Consider the following 20,495-nt stretch of genomic DNA (forward strand, 5'->3'; position numbering starts at 1 on the left):
CGTGTCGCCCGGCTTCATGTTGAACGTCTCGCCGTCGGTCTGGTCCGCCTCCGGCGTCGGGTCCGTCCCGCGGGTGGGCAGGTCGCCGTAGGTCACCGCCGGGGTGGGGAGGCTATCCACCGCGTCCTGCGCCTTCTTCGCCCCGCTGTAGATGGCGAAGATGCCCCCGCCGCAGCAGAGCAGCAGCAGGACCGCCGCGATGATGCCGACGATGATCCAGACGTTCTTGTTGGACTTCTTGGCCGGCGGCGCGGCGAACGGCTGCCCGGGCGCCGGCGGGTACGGGCCGCTTGGCGGGTACGCCTCACCCGGCTGATACGCCCCGGCCGGCGGATACGGCGCCCCGGAGGCCGGCGGCTGCGGCGGGTAGCCCGCGCCGGAGGTCGGCGGCTGCGGTGGGTAGCCCGCGCCGGCGGTTGGCGGCTGCGGCGCCTGTGGTGCGCCGGCGACCTGCGGGAACGGCGTGGTCGGGGGCTGCGGGGCGGCCGGCGGCGGGTACGGTGCCCCCGAGGTCGGCGGCTGCGGGGCCCCGGAGACCGGCGGCTGTTGCGCCCACGGGCTGTCCGGCGTGGGCGGTGGCGCGTACGGGCTGCCCGGCACCGGCGGCATCGGCGCGGTGGGGAACGCCTGGGTCGGCGGTTCCGGGGGTTGCTGGTTCGGGTCCTGCGGCCCGAACGGAGGCTGAGGGTGGCTCACCATGCTCCTTGGCGCCTTCGAAGCTCTTCAGTTTCGGGACGACGGTACAAGCCGCCGCCAAGCCGACCGCCGGGACCTCAGCGGAGTCCCAGTACGGCGGCGCTGCGGACCAGATCCGCGTCCACGGCGAACAGTCCGGTGATCGACGCCGGCGGATCGGCGAGCGGGGCCGTTTCGAGCCGCGCCGGGGCGATCCGGGCGGTGAACGTGCCGGCGTCCGGGTCGAGCGTGACCCGGGCGTCGTGGAAGTCCAGCCAGGTCCCGACGACCGGGTGCCAGACCTTGTAGACGGTCTCCTTGATGCTGAACACCACGGTCGGCCAGGGGACGCCGGTCGGCAGCCGGGCCAGGTCCGCCTCCTCCTCGGCCAGGCAGATCGCCCGGCGTACCCCCGGGTTGAGCTCCCGGTGGCGCTCGGCGTCCATGCCCACCGAGCGGACGTCGGTGGCCCGGGCGGCGGCGGCCGCGCAGTAGCCCCGGGTGTGGGTGATGCTGCCGACCACGCCGACCGGCCAGATCGGGGACCGGTCGGATGCCGAGGTGACCGCGGCGGCCGGCAGCCCGAGCCCGGCCAGGGCGCGGCGGGCGCACATCCGCCCAGCGGTGAAGTCCCGGCGCCGGCTCTCCACCGCCCGGTCGCTGAGGCAGGCCGACTCGGCGGGGAGCAGCGTGCCGGACCAGTCGTCGGGGCCGGCCACGGCCACCGCGACCACCGGCGGCAGGAGGTCACGCATCGTCCGCCCTCGACGCGCGTTGGCACAGGTGGGGAGGAAGTTTCCCGCCATCGGGGAGGTGCGCGGCGGCCATGGACGGTCAACGTACCGCAACGATGTAACGCCGGAGCGTCCCGGGACGCTGTAGGGGCGTTCTGGGGGGCAACGGTCGACAGTGAAACGTCCATATCTGAAGGGATATGCCGATGGCGCCTGGTGCGAAGGCGTCGGGATTCCAGCCGGACGAGCACGCGCCGGTGACCCCCGACTGGACCTGCGGCTCCTGCGGCGACGACTGGCCGTGCGCCACCAAGCGGACTCGGCTGTTGGCCGAGTACCGGGTGGACCGTGCCTCGTTGAGCGTCTACCTGGGCTCCTGCCTGGCCGCGGCCACGAAGGACCTGCGATCCGCGCCGGTGTCGTCGCTGCAGGACCGGTTCATCGGCTGGGTGCCGCGGCAGCCGCGTCCCTTCTGATCGGCGCCTCCGGTGGCCGCCGCGCTCGGGTTCGCGGCGGCCACCGGTGGCGGGTCAGGGCCGGCGGGGCCGCCGGGTGAGCGCGAAGCCCACCACGCCCGCCACGGCGGCGAGCACCCCGCCGGCGGTGGTCCAGACCCAGCGCGAGCCGGCCTCCGGGAGCCAGCCGGTGAGGTTGAACTCCTCCTCGACGGCCGGTTCGGGGGTCGGCTCGGCGGTGAGCAGGGTCCCGGCCCGGGTGTTGGGCACCAGCGGCGCCGCCAGCTCGCCGTCGTCGCCGGACGCACCGCCCTCACCGTCGACGCTGACCAGCAGGTCCACGTCGATCGGCAGGCCCAGGTCGGGTTCCGGCACGTCGGTGACCGAGAGCCGGACGTAGTAGGTGCCGGGCAGCGGGTCGCCGGACCACGGCTCGGCCCAGGGCCGGACCCGGCGCAGCGTGCAGCCGAGGCTGACGCTGGTCGCCGTCGCGTCGGCGGTCGGGGTCTGCGCTCCGGCCGTGCAGGCCTGCCGGCGGCGCAGCCCGTCGAAGACCTCGACGGTCCAGGTGGACGCGCCCGTGCGGCCCTTCGGGAAGGAGACGGTGGCGGCGATGTGGTGGGTCTGCCCGGCCTCCGCCCGGAACGACCAGTAGAGGTGGTCGCCGGTCGACGCACCGACCTGGACCGGCTGGCCGGCGGCGATGGCGGTGGCGGTCAGGAACGAGGTGCCGGCCTTGGTGACCGTGGCCGCTCCCGGCGACGGCGTGGCCGTCCCTGGCGATGACGTGGGCGCGGCCGAGGCGGCGGTCGGGGCGAGGGTCAAGCCGATGGTGGCCAGCGCCGCCGTGGCGCGGATCAGCGTACGCATCCTCAGTTCTCCCTCCAGGTGGCCACCCACCAGCGGGTGAGCAGCCCGGCGACCAGCCCGGTGACCAGCCCGGCCAGGGTGAGCAGGAGCAGCAGGGCCCAGCCCCGGCCGAGGTCCGGCCCGTCCGGGGCGGGGGACGCGGCGACCACGTCCACGGTCAGCTCCACCGGCATGCCCGGGGTGACCTGGGTGCCGGGCCGGGCCGCGAAGGAGTTGCTGACCACCAGGCACACCGTCTCGGCGGTCTGCGTGCCGCTCGGGCTCGGGGTGGGGGTGTCCTCGGCCGCGGACCAGCGCAGGCCGGCGGAGACCACGTCGGTACGCCCGCTGCCGGCGTCGACGCCCCGGACGAGTTCCCGCCCGTCCGTCGCGGTGGCCCGCAGCAGTACGCCGTAGTCGGGGTTGACCGGCCGGTCCAGCGCGACGCTGACCGAGGCCCGCAGCTCCTGCCCGGGACGCACCGGCACCCGGTACCAGCGGTGCTCGGCGAACGCCTCCCGGTCGGTGTAGACGCCCGGCCCGAGCAGCGGGGCGTTGTCGCACTCGGCCGACCCGCCGACCACCGTCGGGGTGGCGGTGTAGGTGTCCCGGGCCCGGTCCACGAGCTGCTTGATCCGGCCGGTCAGCTCGTCGGCGCTCTGCGCCGCCGTGTAGGTGCCGCCGGTGGCCCCGGCGATGCAGAGCAGCTGCCGGCGTACCTTCTCGTCGGGGGCCAGGCCGAGGGTGTCGACGACCAGCTTGGTGCCCTGGGCGGCCAGCTCGCGGGCCACCTCGCAGGGATCGGGCGGGGCGCAGGTGTCCTCGCCGTCGGTGATCAGCACGATCCGGCGGGCGGTGCTGCCGGTGCCGAGGTCCTGGGCGGCGGAGCGGAGCGCCAGCCCGACCGGGGTGAACCCGGTCGGCCGGAGCGTGGCCACGGCCGCCTTGGCCTGCGCACGGTCCACCGGGCCGACCGGCACGATCTGCTGGGTGTCCAGGCAGCCCTGCTTCTTGTCCTTGCCCCGGTAGGTGGCCCCGAGCACCCGGATGCCGAGCTCGGTCTCGTCCGGCAGCGCGTCCACGACCTCGTTGAACGCCTGCTGGGCGACCGAGATCCGGCTGCGCCCGTCGATGTCGCGGGCCCGCATCGAGCCGCTGACGTCGAGGACCAACTCGACCTTGGGTGGCTCGGCGGGGGTTTCGGGGGTGTCATCGCCGGCCCGGGCGGGTGTCGGACCGATCAGCGCGGTCGCCGCCAGCAGTCCAATGAGGACGGCCGCCGATCCTCTCTTGTTGATCACCGGGCGAAGTGTAGTGAGATCCACTTTGGATGATCATCCGGGTGGTGGCAGCCCCCGGCTCATCGAACGGAAGGTGGAGGGCCGCCGGGAGGGGCTATCAAGGCGAATAGGGCGACATGGCCGAGTTTCTGAGGTTGCCCGGCGGCGGATATTTCGTCATTCGCATATCCGGATTGCGAGTCCGAATAGGTATCGAACGGGGCGGACACCGCTTTTGTGTTCATGCCCGCTCAAAGAGGGGAAGTCTCTGGAGATCATCTCCGCCTCGCGTCCCGGCGCGGCCTGGAAAGCGCTCCCCTTGGCCTCCGGGGTCGGACGGGGACCAGGGGTCGGCGCGGAACGAAGCCGTAAGGATCTCGTAATGTCTTCGCGCCATGACGGTGGGTTAGCTGTCGTGGGCGAATCGTCCTCGCCGGGGTCCGTCGGTCAGGAATCTGACCTGTGACGACCAGTTGTGCGGGTGATCCGGCGTGGTTAAGCTTCTTCTGCGCGCCCCAATCGCCCGCTTCCCCCGTGGCAGGCGATCGGGGCGCGCTTCTTTGTGTCCCGCACCCGCCGGGGTGTCAGATCCAGCGACCGTCCAGCCACATCCGGGCGGACCAGCTCGCGTAGGTGATCAGCCGGCCCACGAAGACCGGGTAGAAGTAGGCGAAGCAGAGCCCGACCAGCAGCACGTACGCGCCCGCGATGATTCCGCCCACCAGCCGGCGGTCGGCGACGTCTCGCTCGCCGGGCGGGGCCGCCGTGGTCGGGGCGGGCGCCGGTGCCGGCGAGGCGATCGCCCCCAGCACGTAGGTCACCGCCAGCACCAGGAACGGCAGCGCCGGCGCGGCGTAGAAGGAGAACATCGTCCGGCCGTCCAGCGCGAACCAGAACCAGGGCAGCAGGCCGGCGGCCACGCTGAGCAGGATCGCCCCGGCTCGCCAGTCCCGCCGGGCCAGGCCCAGCCAGGCCAGCGCCCCCAGCGCGGGCAGGAACGACCACCAGAGCAGCGGGGTGCCCAGCAGCAGGATCTCGCTCGCGCACTGCGGCGCGCCGCAGTTGCCGTCGCCGGACCAGTAGAAGGCGACCGGCCGGCCCAGCAGCAGCCACTGCCACGGCCAGGACTGGTACTTGTGCGGCTCGTCGAGCTGGGTGTGGAAGCCATACGCGGCCTTGTGATATTCCCAGAGGTTGATCAGCGGCCCGACCACCGGGGTGTCGCTCAGCCCCGGGGTGTTCGGGTAGCGGCTGGCGAGCCGGTAGTAGCCGTCGTCGGTGAACAGCCAGCCCGACCAGGTGGCGACGTAGGTGGCCACCATCAACACCCCGGCCAGCAGCAGCCAGGGCAGCTCGTCCAGCAGGGCGTCGCGCCACGGGTGGCGTACCCCGGCCGAACGGCGGACGCCGACCTCCCAGAAGATCACCAGCAGCGCGAAGGCCGGCACGAAGTAGACGCCACTCCACTTGACCGCGCAGGCGCAGCCGAGCAGCACCCCCGCGGCCAGCCGCCACCAGGGCCAGTTGCGCCAGCCGGACGGCGGCCGGCCGGCCCGCCCCGGGGTCGACGGGTCCAGCCCGGCGTCCAGGGCTCGGGCCCACCGGCGTCGCCGGGCGTCCCGGTCCAGCACCAGCGCGCCGAACGCGGCCAGCACGAACAGCAGCAGGAAGATGTCGAGCAGCGCGGTGCGGGAGAGCACCAGGTGGAAGCCGTCCAGGGCGAGCAGCAGGCCGGCCGCGCAGCCCAGCGTGGTGGAGCGGAACATCCGCCGGCCGATCCGGACCAGCAGCAGCACCGACAGGGTGCCGGCGACGGCCGCCGCGATCCGCCAGCCGAACTCGGGAGCGGTGGTGGTCAGGTGCCCCGGCACGGAGATCTTCGTCTCCGCGTCCTGGTAGCCGAAGGCCCACTCACCGAACCCGATCAGCCACTTGCCCAGCGGCGGGTGCACCACGTACGACGGGCCGTTGTCCTTGTAGTTCCACTCGACGCCCTTGTCGATCAGCCCGTACGCGTCCCGGGCGTAGTAGATCTCGTCGAAGATCTTGCCCTTGGGGCCGCTCAGCCCGACCAGGCGCAGGATCGCCGCGATCGCCACCACGATCGTCGTGGCCAGCCAGGCGTGCCCGTCGAGGCGGGCGTCGAGGGTGGCGAGTCGCCGCCGGACGACAGCCGGGACGCCGGTCGCCCCGCCCTGATCGGCGATGGGCAGGCCGGTGGCCGTCCGGTCCGCTCCGGCCCGGCCGGCGTCCGCGCTCTGTGCTGTCGAGGCACTCGTCACCCGGCGATCGTAGGCTGCGAAGGTGCCCGGTGGCGCCCGTCGTCTCCGAGATTGGCACGGCTGTCGATGAAGGAGCGCACTCCGTGGGTGAAATGTCCGAGGTCGGGCGGGTGGTGCTGCTCGGCGCGCCGCTGGGCAACCCGGCCGACGCGTCGGCCCGGTTCCGCGAGGTGCTCGCCACCGCCGACGTGGTGGCCGCCGAGGACACCCGGCGGCTCACCCGGCTGGCCCGGGACCTCGGGGTCACCGTGGCCGGCCGGATCGTCTCCTACTTCGAGGGGAACGAGGAGCGGCGTACCCCGGAGTTGGTCGACGTGCTCGGCGCCGGCTACACCGTCGCGCTGGTCACCGATGGCGGCATGCCCAGCGTCTCGGATCCCGGCTACCGGCTGGTCCGGGCCGCCCTCGACGCGGGCTTCCCGGTCACCGCGGCCCCCGGGCCCAGCGCGGTGACCACCGCGCTGGCGCTCTCCGGGCTGCCCTGCGACCGGTTCTGCTTCGAGGGTTTCCTGCCCCGCACGCCGGCCGCCCGCCGGTCCCGGCTGCGGGCCCTCGCCGCCGAGGAGCGCACCCTGGTCCTCTTCGAAGCCCCGCACCGGATCGCCGGCGCGCTGGCCGACCTGGCCGCCGCGTTCGGCTCGGACCGGCCCGCCGCGCTCTGCCGGGAGCTGACGAAGACGTACGAGGAGGTGGTCCGCCGGCCGCTGGGCGAGCTGGCCGAGTGGGCCGCGGCGGGCGAGCCGCGCGGCGAGATCACCCTGGTCGTGGCGGGTGCGCCGCCGGCCGCCGCAACCCGCCCGGACGACGACACGCTGCGCGCCGCGGTGGCCGCGCGGGAGGCGGCCGGGCTGTCCCGGCGGGACGCCGTCACCGAGGTCGCCGCCGAGTACGGGCTGCGCCGGCGCGAGGTCTACACCGTCGTGCACACCTGAAAGGAAGCGCCCCCGGTTAACGCCTCCGGTATAGGAAGGGCCCCCTGCTAACACCGGCTCACCCGACGGCGGCCAGGAAGCCGGCGATGATCAACGAGTCGATGCGTGGGACGCGTCCTATTGGTTCGCGGCCGCCCCCGGGCAATCACTAGGCTTGCTGCTCATGAGTCACGTTCTCGCCGCGGTCGCCTGGCCCTACGCCAACGGCCCGCGCCACATCGGCCACGTATCCGGATTCGGCGTTCCCTCCGACGTCTTCGCCCGGTACATGCGAATGGCCGGCCACGACGTGCTCATGGTCTCCGGCACCGACGAGCACGGCACCCCGATCCAGGTGCAGGCCGACGCCGAGGGGGTCAACCCGCGCGAGCTGGCCGACCGCTACAACCGGGTGATCGCCGAGGACCTGCGGGCGCTGGGCCTGTCGTACGACCTGTTCACCCGGACCACCACCCGCAACCACTACGCCGTGGTGCAGGAGCTGTTCCTCGGGCTGCACCGCAACGGCTACATCGTCCCCAAGGTCACCACCGGGGCGATCTCCCCGTCCACCGGCCGCACCCTGCCCGACCGCTACATCGAGGGCACCTGCCCGATCTGCGGCTACGACAGCGCCCGCGGCGACCAGTGCGACAACTGCGGCAACCAGCTCGACCCGATCGACCTGATCAATCCCCGGTCGAAGATCAACGGCGAGACGCCGGAGTTCGTCGAGACCGAGCACTACTTCCTCGACCTGCCGGCCCTGGCCGACGCGCTGCGTCAGTGGCTGGACACCCGGGAGGGCTGGCGGCCCAACGTGCTCCGGTTCTCCCGCAATCTGCTGGACGACCTGCAGCCCCGGGCCATCACCCGGGACCTGGAGTGGGGCGTGCCGATCCCGCTCGACGGCTGGCGCGACCGCGCCGACAAGCGCATCTACGTCTGGTTCGACGCGGTCATCGGCTACCTGTCCGCCTCCATCGAGTGGGCCCGCCGCACCGGCGACCCGGAGGCCTGGCGCAAGTGGTGGTCCGCCGACGGCGAGGGCAAGGACGCTCGCAGCTACTACTTCATGGGCAAGGACAACATCGTCTTCCACTCGGTGATCTGGCCGGCGCTGCTCGGCGGCTACTCGGGTGAGGGCTCGCGCGACGGCGAGCCGGGCGAGCTGGGCCGGCTCAACCTGCCCACCGAGGTGGTCTCCAGCGAATACCTGACCATGGAGGGGCGCAAGTTCTCCTCGTCCCGCAAGGTCGTCATCTACGTCCGGGACTTCCTGCAGCGGTACGACGCCGACGCGCTGCGCTACTTCATCGCGGTCGCCGGCCCGGAGAGCAACGACACCGACTTCACCTGGTCGGAGTTCCTCCGCCGGAACAACGACGAGCTGGTCGCCGGCTGGGGCAACCTGGTCAACCGGTCCATCTCGATGGCGGCGAAGAACTTCGGGGCCATCCCGCCGGTCGACCCGGCCGGCCTCACCGAGGCCGACGAGGCGCTGCTCGCCACCGCCCGGGCCGGCTTCACCGTCGTCGGTGACCTGATCGCCAAGCACCGGCAGAAGCAGGCCATCGGCGAGGCGATGAAGGTGGTCGCCGAGGCGAACAAGTACCTCTCCGAACAGGCGCCCTGGAAGCTCAAGGGCGAGGACGACAAGCCCCGGATGGGCACCATCCTGCACGTCGCCCTCCAGGTGGTCAGCGACGCCAACACGCTGCTCACCCCGTTCCTGCCGCACTCCGCGCAGAAGATCCACGAGCTGCTCGGCGGCACCGGCGTGCACGCGCCGATGCCGGTGATCGAGGAGGTGCGGGATCTCGACGGCGGGCCGGCGTACCCGGTGCTGACCGGCGACTACACGGTCGGCGCGCGCTGGGAATCCGTACCCCTGGCGGTGGGTCGGCCGCTCGCGGCGCCGAAGCCGGTGTTCCGCAAGCTCGACCCGTCCATCGTCGACGAGGAGCTGGCCCGGCTCGCCGGCTGAGCCCGACCGACGACCGCGGCCCCGGGGGACACCTCCCCGGGGCCGCGCCGTCCGCGCCGGTCAGGCGCGCGCCATCGACGGCGCGCCGATGAACTCCATGATCGCCTTGTTCACCTCGGCGGCGTTGGTCCACGGGGTGCCGTGCGGCGCGCCCCGCAGCGTGATCAACTGGCTGCCGGGCAGCATCGGCTGCAACCGTTGCCCGGTCGCCGGGTACGGCAGCACCGCGTCCTTGTCGCCCTGCACGATCAGCACCGGCACGTCGATCCGGCCCAGGTCGCCCCGGAAGTCGGTCTGCCACGCGGTCACGGAGTCGTGGGTGCCCTTCGCCGACGCCCGGGCGCCGATCTCCCAGTGCGCCCGGAACGCCTCGTCGCTGACCAACGTGCCCGTGTTCTCGTCGTAGTTGAAGAAGTTCTGGCAGAACTGGGTCAGGAAGGCGAAGCGGTCGTTGAGGATGGCCTGCTGGAAACCGTCGAAGAGGCTCTTGTCCACGCCCTCCGGGTTGTCCGGGGTCTTCAACAGCATCGGCGCCAGCGGGGCCAGCAGCACCGCCCGGTCCACCCGGCTGGACCCGTACGTGCCCAGGTAGCGGGTCACCTCGCCGGTGCCCATGGAGTGCCCGACCAGGATCGCGTTGCGCAGGTCGAGCTCCGTCATCAGCACGTCCAGGTCGGCCGCGAAGGTGTCGTAGTCGTACCCGGCGGTCGGTTGGGCGGAGTTGCCGAAGCCGCGCCGGTCGTAGGTGATCGTCCGGTATCCGGCGTTCAGCAGCGGGATGGTCACCTTCTCCCACGTCGCCCCGTTGAACGGGAAACCGTGGATGAGCACGATCGGCTGTCCGGAACCGTGGTCCTCGTAGTACAGGTCGATGGGCGCGGAGTTCTCCGTGCCGACGGTGATGAAGGGCATCTCGGGTCTCCTGAGCTGGGGTGCCAAACGGACCCCGGCGCATTCCCGCGCCGTCGGCGGTTATGCCGTCCGGTACGGCAGGTCGACCACCCGGTCGTCGGTCACCTCGGGGCCCGGCGCCCATGCCTCGTAGACGCCCCGCTCGTGGCACTGCGCCCCGGTGGCCACCACCGCGTCCGGATCCGGGCGGCACAACCGCAGCCGCAGCCAGCCCGACTCCTCCCGCAGCACTAGGCAGGGCACCCCGCGCCAGGTGGCGTACCGCAGCCGCCGGGCCACCGACTCCACCGGATACCGGGCCGCCCGGGTCATCGCCAGCACGCGGAAGCCGCCCGGCTGGTCGGCCACCGCCTCGTACTCGCTGTCCCCGTACGCGCCGACGAGTTGGGTCGAGCGGGGCGCGTCACCGGTCGGCACGTACTCCTGGTCGGGGGAGAGCCCGGGCACCGCGGCGAGCAGGTGCCGCCACTGCCGGCCGACCAGCCGCAGCCAGCCCCGCTGCTCCGCCTGATACGTGTAGAGCACCACCTCCACCCCGTCCGCCGGGTAGGCGAGCAGGGTGGCGTTCGCGGGCATCGGCAGGTCGGCGAAGTCCCGGGTGACGAACTCCGGGACGAGTTGGGCGGTGCTCGGCACGAACCCGGTGCCCAGCACCGGCGGCCCCAGCCGGTCCCGCGGCGGCAGCGCGGTCAGCCCCTCGTAGGCCGGGCCGGCCGGCACCGCGTAATCGGCCGGGTCGGCGGCCCGCCAGCGCAGCGCGTACGCCACGTCGCCGCCCTCGCCGTCGCCGCGCAGTACCGCCATCCCGGCCGGCGTGCGCAGGTGCGCCACGTCGTGCTCCCGGTAGCAGAAGCCGTGCGGCAGCCAACCCCGCACGTAACCGGCGAGCTGGCGGGCGGAGAGCACCTTCACCATCCGGGTGCCCGGCCGGATCACCGCGGAGGCGCGCACCGCGGCGAGCGTCGGGTCGGCGGCCGCGGCCGGCTGCTGGCTGAGCTGGTGCAGGTACGCCCAGCCGTGCGCGCGGTGCACCGGCATCAGCAGTGGCGGGTCCGCCTCCTCGGCCGGCTCGGCCGCCCCGTGCACCGCGCTCACCTCGCTGACGTGCACGAACTTCCGCCACGGGTACGCCACCCCCGGCCGGGGCACCCACTCGAAGCCGGGCACCTCCTCGGCGCTGAACAGCTCGTACGCCGCGCCCCGGGCGATCTCCTCCGCCGGGTGCACCCGGCCCTCGTACGTCACGTGCAGGCCGGTCCGCTCGTCCGCGTCCCCGCTGGCCCGAGGGGTGACACTCATGGCGTCACGACCGGTGCACGGGTCGTCCGCTCGCTGCTGAGCCCGATGGTTCGCTCGCTCCGGTCGGTCACCCCGCGACGGTAGGTTCGCCCTGGGTAGTGGAGGTGAACACGAGGTGGCGGGCGGGTGGACCCGACCAGTGTGTGATCCTTTGGTTGATGACCGAGCCAACCGAACAGCCGAGCGAGCGGACCGAAACCCGCAAGCAGCGCGCCGCCCGCCGGGCCGGCGAGTTCCCGCCTGCCCCGGAGGCGCTGCCCCGTCCCGTGCTGGACAGCCACACCCACCTGGACATCACCGTCGGCGAGTACGGCGTACCCGGCGGACCGGCCGACGATGCGGTCGGCGCGGCGATCGCGGTGGCCGTCGGCGTCGGCGTGGACCGGCTCGTCCAGGTCGGCGTGGACGTCGAGTCGTCCCGTTGGGGCGCCGACGTCGCCGAGCGCTACGGCGCCGTGCTGGCCACCGTCGCGCTGCACCCGAACGAGGCGCCCCGCCTGGCCGACCTGGACGAGGCGCTGCGCGAGATCGAGGCCCTCGCCGCCCGCGACCGGGTACGTGGCGTCGGCGAGACCGGGATGGACTTCTTCCGTACCGGGGACGAGGGGCGGGCCGCCCAGGAGGAGAGCTTCCGCGCGCACATCGCCATCGCCAAGCGGTACGGCAAGGCGCTGGTGATCCACGACCGGGACGCGCACGCCGACGTGCTGCGCATCCTCGACGACGAGGGCGCCCCCGACACGGTGGTGCTGCACTGCTTCTCCGGCGACGCCGACTTCGCCCGCGACTGCGTCCGCCGGGGCTACCTGCTCAGCTTCGCCGGCACGGTCACCTTCGGCAGCGCCGGGTCGCTACGCGAGGCCGCCGCGGTGACGCCAATCGACCAGCTGCTGGTGGAGACCGACGCCCCGTACCTGACCCCGATGCCGCACCGGGGGCGGCCGAACGCGTCGTACCTGATCCCGCTCACCGTCCGGTCCCTGGCCGCGACCACCGGGGCCGACCTCGACGAGCTCTGTGCGGTGATCTCCGCGACCGGCGACCGCGTCTTCGGCCCGTGGTGACCGGAGGAGCCCTGGAGAAGGGTCCCCTCCGGTCAGGCCAGTGCGGGCGCATACGCTACGGGGCGTGACCGGTCTCCTCGGCCCGGCGGAGATCCGGGAGCTCGCCGCGCGTCTCGGCGTGACGCCGACCAAGAAACTCGGCCAGAACTTCGTGCACGACCCCAACACCGTCCGCCGGATCGTCACCACCGCCGGGCTCGCCCCCGACGACGTGGCGCTTGAGGTGGGGCCCGGGCTCGGCTCGCTCACCCTGGCCCTGCTCCCGGTCGCCGCGCACGTGCACGTCGTGGAGATCGACCCGGCGCTGGCCGCCGCGCTGCCGGAGACCGCCGCCCGGTTCGCCGGCCCGGACGCCGCCCGGCTCACCGTCCACCCCGCCGACGCGCTCCGGGTCACCGCCGCCGACCTGGGTGCACCCGCCCCCACCGCGTTGGTGGCGAACCTGCCGTACAACGTCGCCGTGCCGGTGGTGCTGCACCTGCTCGCCGAACTGCCCACCCTGCGGCACGGACTGGTGATGGTGCAGAAGGAGGTCGCCGACCGGCTCGTCGCCGGTCCCGGCTCCAAGGTGTACGGCGTCCCGTCGGTCAAGCTCGCCTGGTACGCCCGGGCCCGGGCCGCCGGCAAGGTCCCGCCGAACGTGTTCTGGCCAGTGCCGAACGTCGACTCCGGGCTGGTCGCCTTCACCCGCCGGGAGCCGCCCCGCGCCGACGTCCGCCGGGAGGCGGTCTTCGCGGTGGTCGACGCGGCGTTCGCGCAGCGCCGCAAGACCCTGCGCGCCGCCCTGGCGGGGTGGGCCGGCGGCGCCGACCGGGCGGCCGCGACGCTCACCGCCGCCGGCGTCGACCCGGGCGCCCGTGGCGAGTCGCTGACCGTGGAGCAGTTCGCCGCCATCGCCGCGTCGGCCCCGACGGTTTCCGCCGCCGCCCAGTAGGCTGGGCGCCGTTGCCCGACCCCGCCGAGGAGTTGATCGTGGAGAAGCCGTTCGACATCCGCCTGCGCCCACGGGACATCGCCCTGTGACCGAGGCCTGGCGACCGGACGACGAGGACGAGCAGCGGCGCGGGGCCAGCGGGCCGGTGAAGGTCCGGGTGCCCGCAAAGATCAACCTGCACCTCGGGGTGGGGCCGCTGCGCCGGGACGGTTTCCACGAGCTGAACACCGTCTACCACGCGATCTCGATCTACGACGAGCTGACCGCCCGCCGCGGCGACACCCTCACCCTCACCATGGAGGGCGAGGGCGCCGGCGAGCTGGCCCTGGACGACTCCAACCTGGTGATCAGGGCCGCCCACGCCCTCGCCGGATACGCGGGCGTCCCGCCGCACGCGCGGCTGCACCTGCGTAAGCAGATCCCGCTCGCTGGCGGGCTGGCCGGCGGCAGCGCCGACGCCGCCGCCACCCTGGTCGCCTGCGACGCGCTCTGGGGCACCGGGCTGTCCCGCGACGAGCTGGCCGGCATCGCCGCCGACCTCGGCTCCGACGTGCCGTTCCTGATCCACGGCGGCACCGCGCTGGGCACCGGCCGGGGCGAGGCGGTCAGCCCGGTGCTGGCCCGGCCGACCTCGTGGCACTGGGTGGTGGCGATCGCCGAGGGTGGCCTCTCCACCCCCGCCGCCTACCGGGAACTGGACCGGCTCCGCGACGCCGGCACCGCCGGAGTGCCGCTGGGCAGCACGGACGCGCTGCTCGCCGCGCTGCGCCAGCGCGACCCCCGGGTGCTCGCCGCCGCCCTCGGCAACGACCTCCAGGACGCCGCGCTCACCATGCGGCCCGCCCTCACCGAGACCCTCAAGGCCGGCGAGGCGGCCGGCGCGCTCGCCGGGATCGTCTCCGGTTCCGGGCCGACCTGCGTCTTCCTGGCCGCGGACGAGACCCACGCCGGGCGGATCGCCGCCGAGCTGTCCGCCGCCGGGGTCTGCCGGGAGGCCCGCGTCGCCCACGGCCCGGTGGCCGGCGCCCGCGTCGTCTGACCCGCCGGGCCCACCCAGGCCCGGCCTGGCGCCGCTGGCCGGTCGAGCAAGATCGACTCGACGTCGCCGATGTGGCGGTGTCCCGGCGGCCCGGACACCGCCAGGTCGGCGACCTGGCGGAACAAACCGGGCGTCCGGGATCGTTGACCCTCACCGGGGCCGACGTCCGGCCCGCGTACCCTGAGGGGCCAGGCGTCCCCAGGTGCCCGCCGGCACCGGGACGCCTTGATCATGAAAGGTGGGATAGTGGCCAACATCGTCAACCTGGACCGGGTGTCCAAGGGGTACGGCGCTGCCGGGCCGCTGCTCACCGACGTCTCGCTCGGCCTCGACGACGCCGACCGGGTCGGCGTGGTCGGCCTCAACGGCGCCGGCAAGTCCACCCTGCTGCGGCTGCTCACCCGCACCGAGGAACCCGACGACGGCCGCGTCACCCACCGCCGCGACCTGCGCGTGTCCTGGCTGCCGCAGACCCTGAACCTCGCCCCCGAGGCCACCGTCCGCGACGTCGTCCTCGGCACCGCCTGGCTCGGCGAGAGCATGGGCGCCGAGCACGAGTGGGCCGGCGACGCCGGCGTGCGCGCCATCCTCGACGGCCTCGGCATGCCGCACCTCGGCCTCGACGCGCCCGTCGGCCCGATGTCCGGCGGCGAGCGCCGCCGCGTCGCGCTCGCCGCACTGCTGGTCCGCGACGCCGAACTGCTCATCCTCGACGAGCCCACCAACCACCTCGACGTCGGCGGCGTCGACTGGCTGGCCCGGCACCTGGTCACCCGCAAGGGCGCCCTCGTCGTGGTCACCCACGACCGGTGGTTCCTCGACGCCGTCTGCACCACCACCTGGGAGGTCGCCGACCAGACCGTCCGGGCGTACGAGGGCGGCTTCGCCGCGTGGACCCTCGCCCGGGCCGAGCGGCAGCGGGTCGCCGCCGCCACCGAGGCCCGCCGGCAGAACCTGCTCCGCAAGGAGATCGCCTGGCTGCGCCGCGGCGCGCCCGCCCGGACGTCCAAGCCGAAGTTCCGCATCGAGGCGGCCAACGAACTCATCGCCGACGTCCCGCCGCCGCGCGACAACATGTCGCTGCAACGGCTCGCCACCGCCCGGCTCGGCAAGCAGGTGTACGACCTGGACCAGGTCACCCTGCACGCCGGCCCGAAGGAGATCCTGCACGACGTCACCTGGCAGGTCGGCCCCGGCGACCGGGTCGCCATCCTCGGCCGCAACGGCGCCGGCAAGACCACACTGCTGCGGATGCTGGCCGACGTCACCCGCCCCGACGGCGGGCGCCTCACCACCGGGCAGACCGTGCGACCCGCCTTCCTCTCCCAGGAACTCGCCGAACTCCCCGGCCACCTGCGCGTCCTCGAGGCCGTCGAGGAGGTGGCCCGGCGCGTCCAGCTCGGCGACCGGGAGATCAGCGCGGCCCAGCTCGCCGAGATCTTCGGCTTCGACGACCGCCGGCTCTGGACCCCGGTCAGCGACCTCTCCGGCGGTGAGCGCCGCCGGCTGCAGATGCTCCGCCTGCTCGCCGGGGAGCCCAACGTGCTCCTCCTCGACGAGCCCACCAACGACCTGGACACCGACACCCTCGCCGCGCTGGAGGACCTGCTCGACTCCTGGCCCGGCACGATCGTGGTGGCCAGCCACGACCGGTACCTGATCGAGCGGGTCGCCGATGTCGCGTACGGGATGTTCGGCGACGGCCGGCTCGTGCACCTGCCCGGCGGGGTCGACGAGTACCTGGCCCGGGCCGCCGCGGGTGGCGGCCCCGCCCCCGCCGACCTCACCCCGGGCACGGCCGCACCGGCCCGCGAGGGCTTGTCGGCCGCCGAGGTACGCACCGCGAAGAAGGAACTCGCCAAACTGGAGCGGCAGGTCGCCAAGCTGGAGCAGAAGGAGGCCGACCTGCTCGCCCAGCTCGCCGCGCACGCCACCGACTACGCCAAGGTCGCCGAGCTGGACGCCCAGCTGAAGGAGCTGCGGGCCGAGCGGGAACGCACCGAGGAGGCCTGGCTGACCCTCGCCGAGGAGCTGCCGGCCGGCTGACGCCGACACGGGGTGGGGGGTGTGCGGCGTCACAGCCCGGCGTACGGGACAATCGCAGGCGACCCCTCATCCAAACGGTCTTGGAGACGCTGAGATGGCCCACACCCCCGTCAACCACCCCGCGCGGCCGATCTACCGGGCGATCGGCGGGCTCGTTGGTCTGTACTTCGTCGTCTTCGGCGTCCTCGGCGTCATCGCCAGCGTCGGCAACGACTTCTTCGCCCAGGACGACATCACGGCCCTCGGCCAGGGCACCAACCTCGGCTTCTCGCTGGTCGCGATCGTCCTCGGCGCCCTGATCCTGCTCGGCACCGTGCTCGGCCGGAACCTCGACGTGATGATCAACCAGTGGCTGTCGTACGCCCTGATGGTCCTCGGCCTGGCCGAGCTGGCGTCCCTGCGGACCGACGCCAACATCTTCAACTTCAGCGTCGCCACCGTCATCGTGACGCTGGTCCTCGCCCTGGTGCTGCTGATGGTCGGCATGTACGGCAAGGTCGGCACCGACGAGGAGCGGGAAGCCTTCGAGAAGGCTCGCCTCGTGCTCTGATTCCGCCTGCGGTTTGCGCGGGAGGCCCGGCTTCGGCCGGGCCTTCGGCGTTTGGGGGACAGAGTCGGACAGGGCGGGTGACAATAGCCGTGAATTGGTCACCTGGCTGGAGGATCCCATGCCGCACTTCCCGGTGAACCATCCCGCACGGCCGCTCTACCGGGTCCTCTCCGGGATCATCGGTCTCTACATACTGGTCTTCGGCGTGTACGGCGTGTTCCTGACCGCCGGCGAGTCGCTCTTCGGCCGGGGCAGCCACTGGGCGCTCGGGCTCCGGACCAACCTCGCGTTCTCGATCGTCTCGGTGCTGTTCGGCGCCTTCCTGCTGATCGGCGCGTCCCGCCGCACCAACCTGGGCCACTACATGAACCTGACCGCCGGGGTGGTCTTCCTGGTCACCAGCATCGTGATGATGTCCGTGCTGCAGACCACGGCGAACATCCTCAACTTCTCGATGTCGACCGTCATCGTGTCGATGCTGTTCGGGCTGATCCTGCTCGCCACCGGCCTCTACGACAAGGTCGGCCCGCCCGAGCACGCCGAGGCGGAAATGCGGCGCCGCCGCCACTCAGTCGCCTAGCGCGGCGACGCGCCGCCGGCTCACCCCGGCTTGCGGGACGTGATCAGACCGGGCTTCGCCTCCAGGTGCGACAGGCCGTTCCAGGCCAGGTTCACCAGGTGCGCCGCGACCGTCTCCTTACGCGGCTTGCGCACTTCCAACCACCAGCGCCCGGTCAACGCCACCATGCCGACCAGCGCCTGCGAGTACAGCTCCGCCAGCTTCGGGTCGTACCCCCGGCTGGAGAACTCCGCGCCCAGGATGTGCTCCACCTGGTGCGCCACATCGTTCATCACGCTGCTGAAATTGCCCGTCGCCGACATCAACGGCGACTCCCGGACCAGCACCCGGAACCCGCTGGTCTCCTCCTCGATGTACGTCAGCAGCGTCAACGCCGCCTGCTCCAACAGCTCCCGCGGATGCCCCGCGGTCAACGCCGTGGTGATCCGGTCCAGCAGCGAGCGGACCTCCCGGTCCACCACCACCGCGTACAGCCCCTCCTTGCCGCCGAAGTGCTCGTAGACCACCGGCTTGGAGACCTTGGCCCGGGCGGCCACCTCCTCGATCGAGGTGGCATCGAAACCGCGCTCGGCGAAGATCTGCCGCGCAATCGAGATCAACTGCTCGCGGCGCTGCGCCGCGGACATCCGCACCCGCGACGACGACTTCGCCGGGACCGTCCGCCGCCGGGCCACACCGGCCTTGTCGCCGGGAACCTCGGTCATCTCGTCACCTCGCCGGCGCTCGGTGCCGCCCTGCCGGGGGAGCTGCGCGCTCATGTCGTCGCCTCCCGGACCCGCAGCCTGGCGTCGCGGCCGCCGCGGATCCGGCCGCCGGGCAGGCCCGCCGGTCGGCGGCGCTGAAGGTCGGTCACCCGGCCATCCTGCCAGGCCGCCCCGCGCCCGACCGACCCGTTATCGCTCCCGCCCCGCCGACCGGGCCCGGATCCGCTCCGGCTCCACCAACTTCGCGGTGATCCGCTCCGGCTTCGGCCACCGCACCGCCCACACCGCACCCACCTTCTCCAACAGCCAGATCGCCCGCGCCGACGGGTCGAGCTGGCCCCGCAGCACCCCGTGCCGCGCGCTGGTCGGGTCGGCGTGGTGCAGGTTGTGCCAGCTCTCCCCGAACGACAGCAGCGCCAGCGGCCAGAAGTTCGCCGCCCGATCGCCCTGCCGCACCGCGAACGGGCGCTCCCCGTAGACGTGGCAGACCGAGTTGATCGCCCAGGTGACGTGGTGCAGCAGCGCGATCCGGACCAGCCCGCCCCAGAAGAGCGCGGTCAGGGCACCCTGCCACGACCAGGTGAGCAGCCCGCCCATCGCGGCCGGTCCGAGCACCGAGACCGCCACCAGCACGGGGAACAGCCGGTCGACGCGGCGGGTGGCCGGATCGGCGAGCAGGTCCGGGGCGAACCGCTCCCGGTTGGACAGTTCCCGGTTGAACAGCCAGCCGACGTGCGCGTGGAACAGCCCGCGGGTCAGCCCGCCGACGCTCTCCCCGAATCGCCACGGCGAGTGCGGGTCGCCCTCCAGGTCGGAGAAGGCGTGGTGCCGGCGGTGGTCGGCCACCCACTGGATGACCTCGCCCTGCACGGCGAACGAGCCCGCCACCGCGAGCACCACCCGCAGCCACGGTTTCGCCTTGAACGAGCCATGGGTGAAGTAACGGTGGTAGCCGACGGTGACGCCGAGCCCGGACAGCATGTACCAGAAGGTGGCCACCAGCACATCGGTCCAGCCCAGCCAACCGCCCCAGGCGATCGGTACGGCGGCGAGCAGGGCCAGGAACGGTACGACCACGAAAGCCCAGAGGGCGACCAGGATGCCCCGGGACTGGTGGCCCTCGGTCAGCGGCTTCGGCCCGGTGTTCGGGCCGGTCAGGGCGGTCGACATGGCACCTCCCAGCGGGACGGGTTACGCCTACGTCACCGTAACCAGCGGCGGCCTAGATCGCAGCGGACAGTCTCGGATGTGAATGGACTTCCTTGTCGTACGCGCGTTCTAACCTGCGCCCGTGACCGACCCGCTTGCCGAGGAGGCGCGCCGCCTGCGCGTCGAGGAGCAGCTCTCCGTCCGTGCGATATGCGCCCGGCTGGGCATCGGCCGCGACCGGGCGTACTCACTGCTGCGCGGCGTGCCGCCGCCCGACTGGACCCGGCGCCCCAACGCCAAGGACGCGCTGCGGGCAGAAGCGGTGCGGCTGCGCGCCGACGGGCGATCGGTCAACGAGATCGCGCACCAGCTCGGCGTGGCGAAGTCGACCGCGTACCAGTGGGTGAAGCACCTGCCGTTGGATCCGGACGACGCGGCGGCGGAACGGCGCCGGGCCCGGTCGAAGCTGATGACCGACGCCCGGTGGTCGGCGCATCGCGAGGCGCGGGACGCCGCGCAGGCCGCCGAGCAGGCTCGCGGGGCGGCGGCGGTCGGGGCGCTGGACGAGCGAGACCTGTTGCTGCTTGGCGCGGCCATTTACTGGTGTGAGGGCACCAAGTCGAAACCCTGGCGGCGGGACGACCACCTTCAGTTCATCAACAGCGACCCCGGGATCCTTTCGCTCTTCCTGCGCTTTCTGGCGGCGTGCGGAATCGATCGGGAAGTGCCCACGTACCGGCTGAGCATCCACGAATCGGCCGACGCCGAGGCGGCGACCCGATGGTGGGTGGAGAGACTCGGGCTACCTGCCGACCGCGTCAAGCGTGCGACTGTCAAACGGCACCGGATCGCCACGTTACGGCGGAACACGGGTGACGGCTATCACGGCTGTCTGGTGATCAACGTGCCGGGCAGTCGCGAGCTCTACTGGCGGATCGAAGGACTGGTTGCCGAAATCTTCGCCGCCACGGAGCCTGCACCAGAACGAGTCGACGATTGACTGAGAGGGTCATCTGCCATGTGCCAGTTTCGTCGGACGGCTGTT

General features: G+C 72.9%; 18 protein-coding genes and 1 pseudogene. 10 read left to right on the forward strand and 9 right to left on the reverse strand.

The features are described 5' to 3' along the window. Both FXF52_RS35090 and FXF52_RS35095 read right to left on the reverse strand, forming a co-directional pair. Positions 1 to 696 (reverse strand): annotated as a pseudogene (locus FXF52_RS35090) (hypothetical protein); the annotation flags it as partial. Between the two features lie 77 nt (positions 697 to 773). Continuing rightward, positions 774 to 1,430 carry a 4'-phosphopantetheinyl transferase gene (locus FXF52_RS35095; RefSeq protein ID WP_148803781.1) on the reverse strand — a complete coding sequence of 219 codons (657 nt, stop codon included), beginning with the start codon at positions 1,428 to 1,430 and terminating at the stop codon, positions 774 to 776. A 185-nt stretch (positions 1,431 to 1,615) separates the two neighbouring features. On the opposite strand from FXF52_RS35095, the gene FXF52_RS35100 reads away from it, so the two are divergent. Then, the gene (locus FXF52_RS35100; protein WP_148803783.1) at positions 1,616 to 1,885 is read left to right on the forward strand and encodes a hypothetical protein; all 270 of its coding nucleotides are present in this window, start codon (positions 1,616 to 1,618) and stop codon (positions 1,883 to 1,885) included. Between the two features lie 54 nt (positions 1,886 to 1,939). Here the strand turns inward: FXF52_RS35100 and FXF52_RS35105 are convergent, their stop codons facing one another. The 3 genes from FXF52_RS35105 to FXF52_RS35115 all read right to left on the reverse strand — a co-directional run bounded on the left by FXF52_RS35105 (position 1,940) and on the right by FXF52_RS35115 (position 6,275). Beyond that, entirely contained in the window at positions 1,940 to 2,734 is a 795-nt protein-coding gene (locus FXF52_RS35105; RefSeq protein ID WP_148803785.1) for a peptidase, read from the reverse strand. Positions 2,735 to 2,736: 2 nt separating this feature from the next. Next, entirely contained in the window at positions 2,737 to 4,014 is a 1,278-nt protein-coding gene (locus FXF52_RS35110) for a VWA domain-containing protein (protein ID WP_148803787.1), read from the reverse strand. A gap of 563 nt (positions 4,015 to 4,577) precedes the next feature. Continuing rightward, positions 4,578 to 6,275: a dolichyl-phosphate-mannose--protein mannosyltransferase gene (locus tag FXF52_RS35115; RefSeq protein ID WP_148803789.1), complete on the reverse strand. Its 1,698-nt coding sequence runs from the start codon at positions 6,273 to 6,275 to the stop codon at positions 4,578 to 4,580. A gap of 92 nt (positions 6,276 to 6,367) precedes the next feature. Here FXF52_RS35115 and rsmI point away from each other — a divergent pair, with 92 nt between their 5' ends. Further along, positions 6,368 to 7,207, forward strand: coding sequence for a 16S rRNA (cytidine(1402)-2'-O)-methyltransferase (rsmI, locus tag FXF52_RS35120; protein ID WP_370518067.1), 840 nt, complete (start codon positions 6,368 to 6,370; stop codon positions 7,205 to 7,207). 163 nt (positions 7,208 to 7,370) lie between these two features. Next, complete coding sequence (metG, locus tag FXF52_RS35125) at positions 7,371 to 9,173, forward strand: methionine--tRNA ligase (protein ID WP_148803793.1); 1,803 nt, start codon at positions 7,371 to 7,373, stop codon at positions 9,171 to 9,173. A gap of 60 nt (positions 9,174 to 9,233) precedes the next feature. Here the strand turns inward: metG and FXF52_RS35130 are convergent, their stop codons facing one another. Then, positions 9,234 to 10,085: an alpha/beta fold hydrolase gene (locus FXF52_RS35130; RefSeq protein WP_148803795.1), complete on the reverse strand. Its 852-nt coding sequence runs from the start codon at positions 10,083 to 10,085 to the stop codon at positions 9,234 to 9,236. Positions 10,086 to 10,145: 60 nt separating this feature from the next. After that, positions 10,146 to 11,384 (reverse strand): hypothetical protein, encoded by a 1,239-nt coding sequence (locus tag FXF52_RS35135; protein WP_148803797.1) that lies wholly within the window; start codon positions 11,382 to 11,384, stop codon positions 10,146 to 10,148. 158 nt (positions 11,385 to 11,542) lie between these two features. On the opposite strand from FXF52_RS35135, the gene FXF52_RS35140 reads away from it, so the two are divergent. The 6 genes from FXF52_RS35140 to FXF52_RS35165 all read left to right on the forward strand — a co-directional run bounded on the left by FXF52_RS35140 (position 11,543) and on the right by FXF52_RS35165 (position 17,597). After that, positions 11,543 to 12,448: a TatD family hydrolase gene (locus FXF52_RS35140; protein WP_148803799.1), complete on the forward strand. Its 906-nt coding sequence runs from the start codon at positions 11,543 to 11,545 to the stop codon at positions 12,446 to 12,448. A gap of 64 nt (positions 12,449 to 12,512) precedes the next feature. Next, positions 12,513 to 13,382 (forward strand): 16S rRNA (adenine(1518)-N(6)/adenine(1519)-N(6))-dimethyltransferase RsmA, encoded by an 870-nt coding sequence (gene rsmA / locus FXF52_RS35145; protein ID WP_148803801.1) that lies wholly within the window; start codon positions 12,513 to 12,515, stop codon positions 13,380 to 13,382. Positions 13,383 to 13,467: 85 nt separating this feature from the next. Then, positions 13,468 to 14,421: a 4-(cytidine 5'-diphospho)-2-C-methyl-D-erythritol kinase gene (locus FXF52_RS35150; RefSeq protein WP_148803803.1), complete on the forward strand. Its 954-nt coding sequence runs from the start codon at positions 13,468 to 13,470 to the stop codon at positions 14,419 to 14,421. A gap of 246 nt (positions 14,422 to 14,667) precedes the next feature. Continuing rightward, on the forward strand, positions 14,668 to 16,467 hold the full coding sequence (locus FXF52_RS35155; protein WP_148803805.1) for an ABC-F family ATP-binding cassette domain-containing protein: 1,800 nt from the start codon (positions 14,668 to 14,670) through the stop codon (positions 16,465 to 16,467). Between the two features lie 94 nt (positions 16,468 to 16,561). Further along, positions 16,562 to 17,017, forward strand: a complete 456-nt coding sequence (locus FXF52_RS35160; RefSeq protein WP_148803807.1) for a DUF4383 domain-containing protein — start codon at positions 16,562 to 16,564, stop codon at positions 17,015 to 17,017. 118 nt (positions 17,018 to 17,135) lie between these two features. After that, positions 17,136 to 17,597, forward strand: a complete 462-nt coding sequence (locus FXF52_RS35165; protein ID WP_148803809.1) for a DUF4383 domain-containing protein — start codon at positions 17,136 to 17,138, stop codon at positions 17,595 to 17,597. 20 nt (positions 17,598 to 17,617) lie between these two features. Here the strand turns inward: FXF52_RS35165 and FXF52_RS35170 are convergent, their stop codons facing one another. Beyond that, positions 17,618 to 18,301 (reverse strand): TetR/AcrR family transcriptional regulator, encoded by a 684-nt coding sequence (locus tag FXF52_RS35170; protein WP_148803815.1) that lies wholly within the window; start codon positions 18,299 to 18,301, stop codon positions 17,618 to 17,620. Positions 18,302 to 18,490: 189 nt separating this feature from the next. Continuing rightward, the gene (locus FXF52_RS35175; protein WP_148803811.1) at positions 18,491 to 19,471 is read right to left on the reverse strand and encodes an acyl-CoA desaturase; all 981 of its coding nucleotides are present in this window, start codon (positions 19,469 to 19,471) and stop codon (positions 18,491 to 18,493) included. Positions 19,472 to 19,592: 121 nt separating this feature from the next. Between FXF52_RS35175 and FXF52_RS35180 the strand changes: the two genes are divergently transcribed. Then, positions 19,593 to 20,450 (forward strand): helix-turn-helix domain-containing protein, encoded by an 858-nt coding sequence (locus FXF52_RS35180; protein WP_148803813.1) that lies wholly within the window; start codon positions 19,593 to 19,595, stop codon positions 20,448 to 20,450. Positions 20,451 to 20,495 lie beyond the last annotated feature (45 nt).

Source organism: Micromonospora sp. MP36, from assembly GCF_008119785.1.
Classification (GTDB): domain Bacteria; phylum Actinomycetota; class Actinomycetes; order Mycobacteriales; family Micromonosporaceae; genus Micromonospora.